General features: G+C 63.8%; 14 protein-coding genes. 6 read left to right on the top strand and 8 right to left on the bottom strand.

Features of this window, described 5'->3' with window-relative positions; translation table 11 throughout:
* Positions 1-28: 28 nt before the first annotated feature.
* The gene (gene tpx, locus AC3QLZ_RS11075; protein WP_014235934.1) at positions 29-532 is read right to left on the bottom strand and encodes a thiol peroxidase; all 504 of its coding nucleotides are present in this window, start codon (positions 530-532) and stop codon (positions 29-31) included.
* A gap of 372 nt (positions 533-904) precedes the next feature.
* A complete protein-coding gene (locus tag AC3QLZ_RS11070) occupies positions 905-1,336 on the bottom strand; it encodes a hypothetical protein (protein ID WP_014235933.1) in 432 nt (143 codons plus the stop codon).
* Between the two features lie 144 nt (positions 1,337-1,480).
* On the opposite strand from AC3QLZ_RS11070, the gene AC3QLZ_RS11065 reads away from it, so the two are divergent.
* From AC3QLZ_RS11065 to AC3QLZ_RS11055, 3 genes are all read left to right on the top strand, one after another.
* Positions 1,481-2,185 (top strand): pseudouridine synthase, encoded by a 705-nt coding sequence (locus AC3QLZ_RS11065; protein WP_014235932.1) that lies wholly within the window; start codon positions 1,481-1,483, stop codon positions 2,183-2,185.
* Positions 2,186-2,635: 450 nt separating this feature from the next.
* Positions 2,636-3,547: a hydrogen peroxide-inducible genes activator gene (locus tag AC3QLZ_RS11060; protein WP_014235931.1), complete on the top strand. Its 912-nt coding sequence runs from the start codon at positions 2,636-2,638 to the stop codon at positions 3,545-3,547.
* Positions 3,548-3,661: 114 nt separating this feature from the next.
* Positions 3,662-4,138: a Dps family protein gene (locus AC3QLZ_RS11055; protein ID WP_014235930.1), complete on the top strand. Its 477-nt coding sequence runs from the start codon at positions 3,662-3,664 to the stop codon at positions 4,136-4,138.
* An 89-nt stretch (positions 4,139-4,227) separates the two neighbouring features.
* On the opposite strand, the gene AC3QLZ_RS11050 is transcribed toward AC3QLZ_RS11055, so the two are convergent.
* The 4 genes from AC3QLZ_RS11050 to AC3QLZ_RS11035 form a co-directional block, all read right to left on the bottom strand.
* Positions 4,228-6,813, bottom strand: a complete 2,586-nt coding sequence (locus AC3QLZ_RS11050) for a DNA topoisomerase III (RefSeq protein ID WP_014235929.1) — start codon at positions 6,811-6,813, stop codon at positions 4,228-4,230.
* Positions 6,814-7,002: 189 nt separating this feature from the next.
* Positions 7,003-7,491 (bottom strand): Smg family protein, encoded by a 489-nt coding sequence (locus AC3QLZ_RS11045; protein ID WP_014235928.1) that lies wholly within the window; start codon positions 7,489-7,491, stop codon positions 7,003-7,005.
* Between the two features lie 10 nt (positions 7,492-7,501).
* On the bottom strand, positions 7,502-8,620 hold the full coding sequence (gene dprA / locus AC3QLZ_RS11040; protein ID WP_014235927.1) for a DNA-processing protein DprA: 1,119 nt from the start codon (positions 8,618-8,620) through the stop codon (positions 7,502-7,504).
* 9 nt (positions 8,621-8,629) lie between these two features.
* Positions 8,630-9,622, bottom strand: coding sequence for a LysM peptidoglycan-binding domain-containing protein (locus AC3QLZ_RS11035; RefSeq protein ID WP_232058792.1), 993 nt, complete (start codon positions 9,620-9,622; stop codon positions 8,630-8,632).
* A gap of 180 nt (positions 9,623-9,802) precedes the next feature.
* Here AC3QLZ_RS11035 and def point away from each other — a divergent pair, with 180 nt between their 5' ends.
* The 3 genes from def to htpX are packed head-to-tail and all read left to right on the top strand — an operon-like array spanning position 9,803 to position 12,191.
* Complete coding sequence (gene def / locus AC3QLZ_RS11030) at positions 9,803-10,306, top strand: peptide deformylase (protein WP_014235925.1); 504 nt, start codon at positions 9,803-9,805, stop codon at positions 10,304-10,306.
* A 55-nt stretch (positions 10,307-10,361) separates the two neighbouring features.
* Positions 10,362-11,288, top strand: coding sequence for a methionyl-tRNA formyltransferase (gene fmt, locus AC3QLZ_RS11025; protein ID WP_014235924.1), 927 nt, complete (start codon positions 10,362-10,364; stop codon positions 11,286-11,288).
* Between the two features lie 57 nt (positions 11,289-11,345).
* Entirely contained in the window at positions 11,346-12,191 is an 846-nt protein-coding gene (htpX, locus tag AC3QLZ_RS11020) for a zinc metalloprotease HtpX (protein ID WP_014235923.1), read from the top strand.
* 90 nt (positions 12,192-12,281) lie between these two features.
* Here htpX and AC3QLZ_RS11015 read toward each other — a convergent pair whose 3' ends face one another.
* Together AC3QLZ_RS11015 and AC3QLZ_RS11010 are read right to left on the bottom strand one after the other, a co-directional pair.
* Positions 12,282-13,205 (bottom strand): S1/P1 nuclease, encoded by a 924-nt coding sequence (locus AC3QLZ_RS11015; RefSeq protein ID WP_014235922.1) that lies wholly within the window; start codon positions 13,203-13,205, stop codon positions 12,282-12,284.
* Positions 13,205-14,107: a cation diffusion facilitator family transporter gene (locus AC3QLZ_RS11010; protein WP_014235921.1), complete on the bottom strand. Its 903-nt coding sequence runs from the start codon at positions 14,105-14,107 to the stop codon at positions 13,205-13,207. The genes AC3QLZ_RS11015 and AC3QLZ_RS11010 overlap by 1 nt, the downstream gene beginning before the upstream one ends.
* Positions 14,108-14,249: the final 142 nt, after the last annotated feature.

The raw sequence follows: 14,249 nt of genomic DNA, 5'->3' as shown, positions 1-14,249 counted from the left end.
CCGGGCGTTTTATTTTTTTCAGGCAGCCTTACTTGAGTACCGCCAGGGCTGCGTCGTAATTCGGCTCGTTCTTGATCTCGCCGACCAGTTCGCTGTGCAGGACCTTGTTGTCGGCATCCAGCACCACCACGGCACGAGCGCAGAGACCCTTGAGGGGGCCGTTTTCCACCGCCACGCCGTAGTTCTGCAGGAATTCGGGATTGCGGAAGGTGGACACGGTGCGCACCGCTTCCAGACCTTCGGCGCCGCAAAAGCGGGCCTGGGCAAAAGGCAGGTCGGCGGAAATGCACAGGACCACGGTGTTGGCCAGGGAACCGGCCGCCTGGTTGAAGCGGCGCACGGAGGTGGCGCAGGTGGGCGTATCGATGCTGGGGAAAATGTTCAGCACTTTGCGCACCGGGCCCAGGCCGGCCAGGGTCACTTCGCCCAGGTCTTTGCCGGTCAGGGTGAAGGCGGGGCCGGTACTGCCGGCGGCAGGCAGTTGGCCGGCCACTCGAATGGGGTTGCCGCCCAGGGTAACGGTCTGGCTCATGGAATTTCCTCGCTGATGGATGGGGTTGAGGTTGTCAGAGTAGCAACGATGGCGGCGGTTCCCCAACACCTGTTAACAGCCTGTGCATAACTTGGGTATGGATCGGGTACCAGTTGTGCACAACTCCCTGTTTCGCTGGTTTGGCAAAAACCCTGCACAATTGCCTCACAGCGCTACACAGACGTTTTGCACAGGGATTTTTCTGGCTTAAGCAATTGTTGTATCGGGAGAAAAATTAGTTATCCACAGATTTGGGGCCAGGTTAACTGGTTTACGTCTTTGTATACATAAAAAACAGTGAACAACCCTTAGCTGGAGCTGAATAAAAAAAGCCCCCGGTGAAGGGGGCGGTAAAAGAGAAGAAAAGAGGCTTCAGTTCTGGGGAGGAGCGGATGCCGGTGCAGCCGGTGCGGGAGCGGGCCGGTCGCCGTGGCGTTTGCCCCGGCTCTCGACAAAGCGCTTCTTCATGTCGTCGCAGCGCTTGGGATCTTCCTTGCAGCGCTGTTCGAACTGTTCCCGGGCTTTGGCACGCATTTCTTCCCGCGCCTTGTCACAGGCGGCCGGGTCTTGTTTACACTTCTGCCGCATTTCCTCCCGTTTTGCCTTGAACTCTTCGCAGCGTTGGGGGTTATCCTTGCAGGAGGCGTCGTGGCGCTCCTTGAGCCGTTCGCAAGCCTTGGGGTTGGCGGCGCAGCGTTCCTGCATGGCGGGGCCCTTGGGGGCCGGCTGGGGGGCTTCCTGGGCCTGTACCGCAAAAGCGAAGCCGGCAAGGGCGAGGAAGGCGAGAACATGGCGTCCTGACATGATGTTTCTCCTGGGTTCGGGGTTCATTGAATCGACGGGCCCAGTATAGGAAGGCCAGGGCGTCCCAGGTGTTTCACCCCGGCAAGGGGTTGTAAAAGTGTGTAAGCGGTCGCCGCGGCGGCCGGATTAGGAGAGAGCGTCACCATGCAACTGGAAAAACTGCTGCACAGCCAGGGATTCGGCACCCGCAAGGAATGCCGGGCCCTGGTGCGTAACGGCTGGCTGGAAATCGGCGGGGTGGTGGTGGAAGACCCCTTCCTGGAAGTGGATCCCGAGGGTTTTGAATTCACCGTGGACGACCAGCCCTGGCGTTACCGGGAAAAGGCTTACCTGATGATCCACAAGCCGGGGGACTACGAGTGCTCCCACAAGCCCAAGCACCACCGCAGCATCTTCACCCTGCTGCCGGAGGAGCTGGTGAACCGGGACGTGCAATGCGTCGGCCGCCTTGATGAGGACACCACGGGCCTGCTGCTGATGACCGACGACGGCCAGTTCATCCACCAGATGAGTTCGCCCAAGCGCAAGGTGCCCAAGGTTTATGAGATTACGGCCAAGCATTCCATCGACCAGGCCCAGATCGATCAGCTGCTGGCCGGGGTTCTCCTTCATGGCGAGTACGAGCCGGTGGTTGCGGATAGCTGCGAGCTCGTCAGCGACACCGTACTGCGGTTGACCATCACCCAGGGTAAGTACCACCAGGTAAAGCGCATGCTGGGCGCTGTAGGCAACCGGGTGGAGGGTTTGAAGCGGGTGAGGATCGGCGCTTTGGACCTGCCCGCGGATCTGGCACCGGGCGAGTGGCGCTGGCTGGAAGCCGAGGATCTGGAAAAGCTGAAGCCGGCCTGAGTACAAAAGCCTCGCCAACGCGGGGCTTTTTCTTTGGTGCCGGGGAATCAAGGAATGACGGCAATTTTCAGGGTGCCATGCCTGTGAGCAAGAAAAATAGCGCTTCTCCAGCCATCATCTTTCCTTTGACCCGCCCTTTCTGCCTTCCGGCCTGGGTCGTTTTTTCCCCGCCCGCTTTGGCTTTTTTCAGCCGTTCCGGTTTTCACGGCTTTTCCCTAGGGGTTGTTCACTGTTTTTTATGTATACAAAGACGTAAACCAGTTAACTCAGCCTCAAGTCTGTGGATAACTTTGAAAAGCCAATCCCATTCATTGGCTTAGGTCCGAAAAATCCCTGTGAGAAACCTCTGTGCAGTGGTGTGGGAAGATTGTGCAGGGATTTTTCCCCTACCCTTGCCTGCCCAGGTTGTGCACAATTGGTTCCACCACTTTTACCTGAGTTATACACAGCATGACCCTGACGGAAATGCGCTACATCGTGTCCTTGGCCCGGGAGCGCCACTTCGGCCGCGCCGCCGAGAAATGCCACGTGAGCCAGCCCACCCTGTCGGTGGCCCTGAAAAAGGTGGAAGAGCGCCTGGGGGTGCTGCTGTTCGAACGCAGCGCCGCCGAAGTGCGGTTGACGCCCATCGGCGAAGAGGTGGCGCGGCAGTCCGAGAAGGTCTTGAACGAGGCCCAGCGGGTCGAGGAAATCGCCCAGCGGGGCAAGGATCCCTTCAGCGGGCCCCTGCGCCTGGGAGTGATCTACACCATCGGCCCCTATCTGCTGCCCCGGCTGGTGCCGGCCCTGCACCAGGCCGTGCCCCACATGCACCTTTACCTGCAGGAGAATTTCACCCACGTGCTGGCCGAATCCCTGAAGCGGGGCGAGCTGGACGTGATCGTGGTGGCCCAGCCGTTCGACGAGCCGGGCATCGTCACCCAGCCGGTGTACGACGAACCCTTCCGCATGCTGGTGCCGGCGGCCCATCCCTGGGCCGAGCGGAAGTCGGTGGATGCGGGGGAACTGAAGGGGGAGGAACTGCTGGTGCTGGGCCAGGGCAACTGTTTCCGCGACCAGGTGGTGGCCGCCTGTCCGCGCCTGACCGAGCCGGGTGGGTTGGAACGTTCCTATGAGGGCGGCTCCCTGGAGACCATCCGCCTGATGGTGGCCAGCGGCACCGGCGTCGCCGTGCTGCCCGCTTCCGCCGTCGAGGTGGCGCCGCCGGATCCGTCCCTGGCCCGGGTCATTCCCTTCAAGGCGCCGGAGCCTTCCCGCCGCATCGTGCTGGCCTGGCGCGTCACCTTCCCCCGGCCCCAGGCCATCGATGCGGTGCGGGCCGCTATTTTGCAATGTCCGCCACCCGGGGTTAAGGTACTGTAGTCCGCCTGTATTGCCCGTCCCTATTCAATCCATAGGGATAAGTCATTGGCCCGGGCGGCCGCCATCGGCCACAATGGGCGCATGGTTATTGAGAAGCTTGAAAGGAGAATCCACATGGCAACCAAGATCGATATCGGCATCACCGAGAAAGACCGCAAGAAAATCGCCGACGGCCTTTCCCACCTGCTGGCAGACAGCTACATCCTCTATCTGAAGACCCACAATTTCCACTGGAACGTCACCGGCCCCATGTTCCAGACCCTGCACACCATGTTCATGACCCAGTACACCGAACTGTGGAACTCCCTGGACCTGATCGCCGAGCGCATCCGCGCCCTCGGCTACCCGGCTCCCGGCTCCTACAAGCGCTTCGTGGAACTGGCTTCCATCACCGAGGAAGACGGCGTGCCCAAGGCCAAGGACATGATCCGCCAGCTGGTGGCCGGCCAGGAAGCTGTGGCCCGCACCGCCCGCCAGGTCTTCGCGGTGGTGGACAAGGCCAACGACCAGCCGACGGCCGATTTGCTGACCCAGCGCATGGAAGTGCATGAAAAGAACGCCTGGATGCTGCGCGTCCTGCTCGAAGAATAAGTAAATTCAACGCTTCGCCGCCTGGCGGCGGCCCGGATGCAAAAAGGGCTCGGTTCACACCGAGCCCTTTTCTTTTGCCTTGCTTAACCTCAGGCTTCCTTCGCCTTGCGCTTTGCCGGGGCTTTGGTGGGCTTTTCCACCGCTGCCTTGGGCTCGGCCTTGGCGGCGGTTTTTTTCGCCGCAGGGGCCTTGGGCTCCCGTTTCTCGAACTCGAAGCTGACCTTGCCGTCTTTGCCCTTCACCAGGAAGGCGGAGAACTTGCGCCGGGTGCGGGCGGAAATGAAGTCCTTGAGCAGATCGGTGCGGCCGGTGGACAGCAGTTTTTGCATCTGTTCCCGTTCCACCGCCTGTTGCAGGATGATCTTGCCGGAACGGAAGTCGCAACTCTTGGCCGGACCCACGGACTTTTCGCAGACGTAGGCCAGACCGTGCTCATAGACAGGGCTGCCGCACTTGGGACAGGGTCCCAGGCTTTCCTGGCCGGAGAAGTCCACCGGTTCGCCGCCGTCCTCGCCGGAGCGGTCCTGGCCGAAGTCGAATTCCGGTTCGTTCTTGTCGTTGAGCTTGATCAGGGCATTGAAGGGCCGCCCCATCTTGTTGCGGAAGCCCATCAGGGGGCCGACCTGGCGTTCGGTGAGCAGGGTCTCGATTTCCTCCGGCTCGAACTGGCGGCCGGCGACGATCTTCCACAGGCCGTAGTCGCAATCGCCGCACTGGAATTTCTTGTAGGTCTCGCGCATGAGACCGCCGCACTTGGGACAGGGCGACTTGAGCAGGCCGAAGTCGCCGGGCACCGTGTCGCTGTCGTAGCTCTTGGCCCGGTCCACGATGTGCCGGGTCATTTCCTCGATTTCCTGCATGAAGGCGCTGCGGGAAAGGTCGCCGCGCTCGATCTGGGCCAGCTTCCATTCCCATTCGCCGGTCAGTTCCGGCGAGGTCAGTTCGGAAATGCCCAGGCCGTTGAGCAGGGTCATGAGGGAGAAGGCCTTGGCGGTGGGGATCAGTTCCCGGCCTTCGCGGTGCAGATACTGTTCGGTGATCAGGCCTTCGATGATCTGGGCCCGGGTGGCCGGAGTGCCGAGGCCACGGCCGGCCATGGCGGCACGCAGTTCCTCGTCGTCCACCATCTTGCCGGCGCCTTCCATGGCGGAGAGCAGGGTGGCTTCCGAGTAGCGGGCCGGGGGCCGGGTCTCGTTCTGATTGACCGCCACTTCCTCGGTCTGCACCTTCTCGCCCTGGGAGACGGCCACCAGGTTGCCCTCGTCGCCCTCCTGGCCTTCGCGGCCGTAGATGGCCAGCCAGCCCGGATTCACCAGGACCTTGCCTTCGGTCTTGAAGGGTTCGCCGGCGACCCGGGTGATGCGGGTGGTGATCAGGTATTCGGCGGCGGGGAAGAAGACGGCGAGGAAGCGCTTGACCACCAGGTCATAGAGCTTCTGTTCCGGCTCGGAGAGATTCTTCGGCGCCTGGGTGGTGGGGATGATGGCGAAGTGGTCGGAAATCTTGGCATTGTTGAAAATGCGCTTGTTCGGCACCACCCACTTGGACTTGAGAATCTTGTTGGCGAAGATGCCGTAGCGGTCCACCACGGAGGTGTCGGAACCCTTGGTCAGGTTTTCGCCGTTGAACATCTGCAGGGTGGCCTGCACCGTGCCCAGGTAATCCTCAGGCAGGGCCCGGGAGTCGGTCCGGGGATAGGTCAGGACCTTATGCTTTTCGTACAGGGCCTGGGCCAGGCCCAGGGTGTTCTTGGCGGAGAAGCCGAAGCGGCTGTTGGCTTCCCGCTGCAGGCTGGTGAGGTCGAAGAGCAGGGGCGAGAGCTGGGTGGAGGGCTTGGCCTCCTCGCTTACTTCGCCGGGCTGGCCTTCGCACTTGGCCTGCAGGGCCTTGGCCCGGGCTTCGTCCCACAGGCGGTCGGCCCGGGCGTGTTCGTCCTCGTCCTTGCCCTTGAAGGCTTCGTCGAACCACTTGCCCTTGTATTCGCCGGCAGCGGCGGCGAAGGTGGCCTCCACTTCCCAGTAGGGACGGGCCTTGAATTCGCGGATCTTGCGTTCCCGCTCCACCACCAGGGAGAGGGTCGGGGTCTGCACCCGGCCCACGGTGGTGAGGTGGAAGCCGCCGGTCTTGGAGTTGAAGGCGGTCATGGCCCGGGTGCCGTTGATGCCGACCAGCCAGTCGGATTCGGAACGGCACACGGCGGCATCGCCCAGCCCCTGCATTTCCTCGCCGCGGCGCAGACGGGCGAAGCCGTCGCGGATGGCCTGGGGCGTCATGGACTGCAGCCACAGCCGCTGCACGGCCTTGCCGGACTTGGCATGGCGGGCGATGTAATTGAAGATCAGCTCGCCCTCGCGGCCCGCGTCACAGGCGTTCACCAGGCCGTCCACATCCTTGCGCTTGATCAGCTTGGTCAGCAGCTTCAGGCGGGACTCGGTTTTCTCCACCGGCTTCAGTTCGAAGTGGGGCGGGATCACGGGCAGGTGGGCAAAGGACCACTTGCCGCGCTTGACCTCGTATTCCTCGGGGATCACCAGTTCCAGCAGATGGCCGATAGCAGAGGAGAGAACGAAGTTGTCGCTCTCGAAATAGTCGTCATGCTTGGTGAAACCGCCAAGGGCTTTGGCGATGTCGGCAGCGACGGAAGGTTTTTCGGCAATGATGAGCTGTTTGCCCATGGCAGGGGCCTCTGGCAGTCCCGGTCGGGAGGTGCGGGGGATGATAAGAGGGACTTACGGGCCTTGGCAAGCAAGCAGCCACTAATTTGACGCGCGAAGCCTGCATATTGCGTGCTTCGCCCATCATGCTGCCTGCGCCATCTGGTGCGACCCCTCAGTCGCCCCGGCTGGCAGGCCCGACGGATGGACTTAATGCAGGTGTTCGGGTTCCGCGTCGGAGAGTAGTTCTTCGACGATGAGGGTATCCAGGTTCTGCTCCTGGCTCCACAGGACCATCAACACGATGACCTTGAAGCGGCCCAGGGACAACCGGTCGTCCGGCAGGGCCATGGCCCGCTCGATGACCAGTTCCCGCAGGTCGGCGGAAAGGACCTTGGCCTGTTCCAGGAAATGCAGGAAGCCCAGGGCGTCGGCACCCAGGTGGGCGCTTTCGTTCGGCGTGTAGGCCCGCAGGGAACGGGAATCGGCCTGCAGCTGGCGGGTCGGCAGGGTGGCCTTGAGGCCCTGGAGCCATTCCAGGGCTTCGCTGATTTCTTCTTCGGAGAAGCCGGCCGCGGTGAGTTTGCGGCTGAGGGCCGTGTCGGCCTGGGAATCGGGTGAATCGGGTTGATTGCCGGACTTGCTGAAGTCGGCGAAATCGACGTAGTTTTCGAAGAGATAGACGAGGATGTCGAACATTGGCAACGTATCAGGTGGGGGAAAGCCGCTGGTAGCGGCCTCCAGGAAGACTGGCAACGCGGTCCGCCAGTTCCAGCGTCACGAGGATGGCGCATAGGGCTTCCGTCGTCAAGCCTGTGCGCTGCAGCAATTGGTCCAGATTGGCCGGGTCGTGGCCGAGGGCATCGAGTACGGCAGCCTGGCCAGGATCAAGGATTGGCGCGGTTGTTGGCGTATTGCCGGTGGAAAGTGGCGTCCTTGCTGGCTTGCAGCCCGGGGGGTCGAAGGGACCGATTTCTTCCACGATGTCCCGGGCTTCCTGCACCAGCTTGGCCCCCTGCTGGATCAGCCGGTGGCAGCCCTTGGCCACCGGCGAATGGATGGAGCCGGGAATGGCAAACACTTCCCGGCCCAGTTCGGCCGCCAGGCGGGCGGTGATGAGGGAGCCGCTTTCCAGGGCGGCTTCCACCACCAGGCAGCCCTTGGCCATGCCGGCGATGATGCGGTTGCGGCGGGGAAAATTGTGGGCCACCGCCGGCGTACCCAGGGGGAATTCGGAAACGATGGCGCCTTCGGTCGCCAGTTGCAGCGCCAGTTCCTTGTGCCGCGAGGGATAGATGCGATCGGCCCCGGTGCCGATGATGGCGACGCTGCCGCCCTCCCCTTTCAGCCCGCCCCGATGGGCGGCGCCGTCGATGCCCAGGGCCAGGCCGCTGACGATGGTCAGCCCCTGGGCCGCTAGATCGGCAGCGAGGGCCTCGGCATCCTTGAGGCCCTGGGGCGTGGCATTACGACTGCCGACAATGGCCAGGGCAGGCCGGTTGAGCAGTTCCACCCGGCCCTTCACATAGAGCAGGCTGGGCGGATCGGCGGATTCGAGCAGCAGCTGGGGATAGTCCGGATCGGCCAGGGTCAGGATGCGGTTGCCCGGCTTGCCGGCCCAGTCCAGGGCCCGGTCCACCGCTTCCTGATTGTCCGTGTCGAGCAGCAGATCGGCCTTCTTGCCGACGACCTGCTTGAGGGCACTGCGGGGGGCGGAGAAAACCTGTTCCGGCAGGCCGAAGGCGGCCAGCAGATGGCGCTGGGTCTCCGGCCCGACGCCCGGAACCAGCGTCAGCCGGAGCCAGGCGGTGAGGGCCGGATCAGCCACGGCGGGGGCTCAGGGATTGCGTACCAGATCGGCCAGAGACAGGGGCAAGGCAGCATCCATGACCAGGGCGTAGGAAACCCGCTCGAACGTCCGGAAGACAAAGACCAGGCCATAGCGCTGGGGCGGCACCTTGACCAGTTCCCGCTCGCCCTGTTCGTTGCGCTGTTCATAGACCTTTTCACTGCGCAGCAAGGCCAGGACGTGGCCGACCTCGAGTCCGTCGCGGCTGCCCCTGGACAGGGATACCACCGAGTAGCGCCCACCGGTGCCGACACCGCCGTACACCGCGATGATGCGGGCCTCAACCTTGGCTTCCGGACGACGGGGCGCATAGGTGATCAGTTCGGGGCGGGATGCGGGCATCAGCCGGTCAAACTTGCCGACCTCCTGCTTCACCTCCACCATTTCCATGACGGAGGGCTCTCCCGGTTGGATCAGCCTGGCCGTGCCCAGGTAGAACGCCTCATGGCCCAGCACTTCCTTGGTGTCGGGATCGAGCATGGCCTTGCCGGGACGATAGACCTGCCACAATTCGGAAGGCTCCCGTACCCCGACCACGTAGGCCTGGTCGCCGCCGCCAAGATAGACCCGTCCTTCCTGGGTGGCGATGATGCGGGCTTCCTTGTCCATGGCGCTGGGGTCCACCACCAGGGGCTGGGACAGGAAGGGCTCGATGATGCTTTGCGGAATGGTGGGAATTTCGTTCTTGACCGCTTCGCTGTACTCGCGCGGCTGCAGCTTGAGCGACTTGGCCAGTTTGAGCTGTGGCTTGCCGTCCTCGCCGGTGACCATGACGATGACGTCGCCCGGGTAGATGCGGTGGGGATTCTTGATCTGGTCCTTGTTCAGGCGCCAGATTTCGGGCCAGCGCCAGGGTTCCTGGATGAACTTGCCGGCGATGCCCCACAGGGTGTCGCCCGGCACCACGATATGGCGGTCCGGCGCGTTGTCGGCGAGGCGGGGAGATTCCTGGGCACTGGCGCTGGAGGCGGCGACAGCCAACAGAAGGGTGGCTATAATGCGGGCGGGGTTCAGGCCAGGGCGGCCGAACAGGTGTCGAATCATCGTGGCGTCCTCGCGCTGCCGGAACAAGGGCGGCCCTTTTGTTGTCCACACCCATGTCCCGAATCTAGGGATTTGGTTTAAATTCTGCATGTAATAGATTATTCGGGCAAGCTTTTTATGGCTTTACTCCCTATTTTGCGCTTCCCGGATCCCCGCTTGAAAAAAGTGGCGGTTCCGGTCGAAAAAATTGACGACGGCATTCGTGCCCTGGCCCGGGACATGGCGGAAACCATGTACGAGGCGCCGGGTATCGGTCTGGCTGCCACCCAGGTCGATGTACACAAGCAGGTGATTGTCATCGACGTGTCGGAAACCAAGGACGAACTCCTGGTGCTGATCAATCCGGAAATCACCCACCGCGACGGGCTGCAGGTGGGCGAAGAAGGCTGTCTCTCGGTGCCGGGCATTTACGACAAGGTCGAGCGGGCCGAGCATATCGCCGTGCGTTACCTGGACCTGGACGGCAAGGCCTGTTCCCTGGAAACGGACGGCCTGCTGGCCGTCTGCATCCAGCATGAGATGGACCACCTGCAGGGCAAGGTTTTCGTCGATCACCTGTCCCAGCTCAAACAGGGCCGCATCAAGGCCAAGCTGGCCAAGCAGGCCCGCATCACCGCCTGATTTTCCGGGGGAGCAGCTCTGCTCCCCTGCCCTCCTTCCTTCCGGTTCTCCCCCCATGAAAATCGTCTTTGCCGGCACTCCCGAATTTGCCGCCCGGGCCCTGGCCGCCCTTTACGAGGCAGGCCACGACATTCCCCTGGTCCTGACCCAGCCCGACCGGCCGGCGGGCCGGGGCATGACCCTGCAGGCCTCCCCGGTGAAGCAACTGGCTCTGTCCCGGGGCAGCGAAGTATTCCAGCCCCTGACCCTGAAGGATGAGGCGGCCCAGGAGAAGCTGCGCCTGCTGGCACCGGACGTGATGGTGGTGGCCGCCTATGGCCTGATCCTGCCCCAGGCCGTGCTGGACATTCCGCGCCATGGCTGCCTCAACATCCATGCCTCCCTCCTGCCCCGCTGGCGCGGCGCGGCTCCCATCCACCGGGCCATCCTGGCCGGCGATGCAGAAAGCGGCGTCTGCATCATGCAGATGGAAGCGGGCCTGGATACCGGCCCCGTGCTCCTATCCGCCAGTACGGCCATCACGGCCCAGGATACGTCCCAGACCCTGCACGACAAGCTGGCGGTGCAGGGTGCCCAGCTCATTGTCAGTGCCTTGCAGCGCCTGCCGCTGCCGGCGGTCGCCCAGCCCGAAGCCGGTGTCACCTACGCCGCCAAGCTGGACAAGTCCGAGGCGCCCCTGGACTGGCGCCGTCCGGCAGCCGAGCTGGATCGGCAGATCCGGGCCTTCACTCCATTCCCCGGAACCACCGCGGTGCTGGACGGTGCGCCCCTGAAAGTCTGGGCCGCCCTGCCCCGCAGCGAAAGCGGTGTCCCCGGTACCGTGCTGGCGGCGGACAAGCACGGCATCCTGGTGGCTTGCGGTAGTGGCTCCCTGCTGCTGACCGAATTGCAGAAAGCCGGCGGCAAACGCCTGCCCGTAGCCCAGTTCCTCGCCGGCCACGGCGTGTCCGCAGGGGCGCGGTTCGAACTGCCGGCGGCTTGAATTTGGCGACAGGCGCCCCGAGTTAACCACCCATACAAGATTGTCCGGAGGTTTGAGATGAGTGCGAACTGGTTCAAGACCACCCTGCTGATGGCGGCCATCGTCGCCCTTTTCGGTGTCATCGGCGGCGCCGTGGGCGGTGCCCAGGGCATGGTGATCGCCCTGCTTCTGGGCGGCGCCATGAATGTGTTCGCCTACTGGAATTCGGACAAGATGGTGCTGCGCATGTACAACGCGCAGCAGGTGGACGAGGCTTCCTCCCCCTATCTCTACAATATGGTGAAGGAGCTGGCCGGCCGTGCCGGGTTGCCCATGCCCCGGGTGTACATCATCGACGAGGCTCAGCCCAACGCCTTCGCTACCGGCCGCAATCCCGAGAACGCCGCGGTGGCGGCGACCACCGGCATTCTGCAGATGCTCTCCCAGCGGGAGTTGCGGGGCGTCATGGCCCACGAACTGGCCCACGTGCAGCATCGGGACATCCTCATTTCCACCATTTCCGCCACCATGGCCGGCGCCATTTCGGCCCTTGCCAATATCACCATGTTCTTCGGTGGCCGGGACGAAGAAGGTCGACCGGCAAATCCCCTGGCCAGCATCCTGGTGGCCCTGTTGGCGCCCCTGGCGGCCAGCCTGATCCAGATGGCCATTTCCCGGGCCCGGGAATTCGAGGCCGACCGGGGCGGCGCCCAGATCAGCGGCGACCCCCTGGCCCTGGCCGATGCCCTGGCCAAGATCGATGCCTACGCCCGGGGCATTCCCATGCCGGCGGCGGAGGCCCATCCGGAAACGGCCCAGATGATGATCATGAATCCCCTGTCGGGGGGTGGTCTGGCCGGACTGTTTTCCACCCATCCGGCGACCGAAGAACGCATTGCGCGGCTGCGTCAGCTGGCCCGCTGACAATTTCCCAAAAGAAACAGGGCGGTCCTCACCGCCCTGTTTCACGTGAAACACCCGGCGGCGTTCGCCGGCTTTGTTCCACGTGAAACGTCACTTACCCCATATCCTGTTGAGCAGTCCGGCCAGCCGGCGCCCTGCTTCAACCAGCCGTCTATCTGCGACTGCCTTGGCTTGCCTGCTGTAACGTTCATCCAGTACCGGCACCAGATTGCTGTCGATGCCGGGATAAACCCGGGTGCGTGCCAGTTGCAATGACTCCTGCCGCCAGGCGGCAACCGTTTTCTGTGGTGTGTGCTGAATGTCGGAGTCCATTAACTGGGCGGCATCCAGCAGTTGGTTTCCCCGCAGCCGGGAGGGTCCCGGCAGATCATCCCAATAGGTGTGCAGGCTGGTTTCGGGTCTGCGGTTGTTGGCCGGGTCGATCACCGACTGGTCGTTGCCCCCGGCATCCGGATTGCCTTCCTCGTCGTAGCGGCTGACCACGTGCAGGGGCTGGTGGATGTCGCCCACCAGATGAATCAGCCAGACCAGGGCGTAGGCCCGCTCCGGGTCGCCCAGGCGCCGGTCGGCCAGTTGGGTCGACAACTGCTTGATGCGGGTAGTCAGCTGTCCCCGCTGCGGTGCCCGCTCCTCCGGCCCGCCCCGCCCAGGCGTCAGGGGCAGGTTCTCGTAGTGCCAGTCCCGATGCCGGGCCATCATGTCCGGCGTGTCGGAAAGCGTCTCTGCGTCGTTGTCGTGGTAGCGGCTGTCGTGACGGATGTCGTCGGCCCAGGTGGAGGCTTCGATGAACAGCACCCGGCTTTGCTCCAGGCTGCCGTAGTGCTTCTGTTGCCGTTGCCAGCGGGCGAGGTCCGGGTGTGCCTGCAGCAGGCGGCTCACCTGCTGGCGTGCCGGGACGGACAGCCTGTTCCAGGCAATGCTGGCGCTGATGCGGTGCCCCGCTACGTTCCAGGCCAGGGCAGGAGGCGCGCCGAGGCCGATGCCCAGGATCAGGAGCAGCGCCTTGGCTCGCATCAGCGGTCCAGGTCGATGTCCTGGTGGGACAGGGGGTCTTCCAGAGGCTCCAGATGAGTGGTGACGTGGGCGCCGGGAATGGCCCGGCGGATGTCCTCCTCCACCTGCTCGGCCAGTTCGTGGGCCCGTTGCACCGTCCATTCCCCCGGCACCAGCACGTGCAGGGAAATGAAGGCCCGGGTGCCGGCCTGGCGGGTGCGGATGGCGTGGAAGCCGATGCCCTGCTGCCGGTGGGGCAACAAGGTGCTTTCCAGGCTGCCGAGGAATTCTTCCGGCAAGGCAGCGTCCATGAGGCCGGCGGCCGCATCCCGGATCAGGTGCCAGGCAGTGTAGAGAATGTGGGTGGCAACGATCAGGGCCAGGATCGGGTCCAGCCACAGCCAGCCGGTCAGGGCCACGGCGGCCACGCCGGCAATGACGCCGACGGAGGTCCACACGTCGGTCATGAGGTGGGCGCTGTCCGCCTTGAGGGCGACCGAGCCGTACTGCTTGCCGGCGGCCAGGAGAACCCGGGCCACGCCCAGATTGACCAGGGAAGCCACTACCGAAATGGCCAGGCCCACGCCTACCTGCTCCAGCGCCTGGGGGTTCAGCAGGCGGTTGATGGCGGTGTGGGCGATGGCCAGGGCCGCCACCAGGATGAGCAGGCCCTCGAAGCCGCTGGCGAAATACTCGGCCTTGCTGTGGCCGTAGGCGTGCTTTTCGTCGGGCGGCTGGGCCGCCAGGGTCAGCATCCACAGGGCCATGAGGGCGCCGGCCAGATTGACGAAGGATTCCAGCGCATCGGAAAGCAGGCCGACGGAGCCGGTCCACCACCAGGCCGCCCCCTTGAGCAAGATGGTGGCGATGGCGGCGGCAATGGACAGCCAGGCGTAGCGGGTCAGGGAGGTGTTGGTGTGCATGGCCGGATTATCGCCCAAAAGTGCCCCGGGCCCGAGGGACCCGCGACGGCGGGAAAAGTGGCGAAAACCGCTCCGGTGCTGCCGGAGCGACAGAAAGGCCATGCTAAACTGCTTCGACTACGCCGATGTACTTCCGGCAGCC

The organism is Azospira sp. MPR-LB4 (genome assembly GCF_058809525.1).
This window is presented reverse-complemented; position numbering and strand designations above follow the sequence as displayed.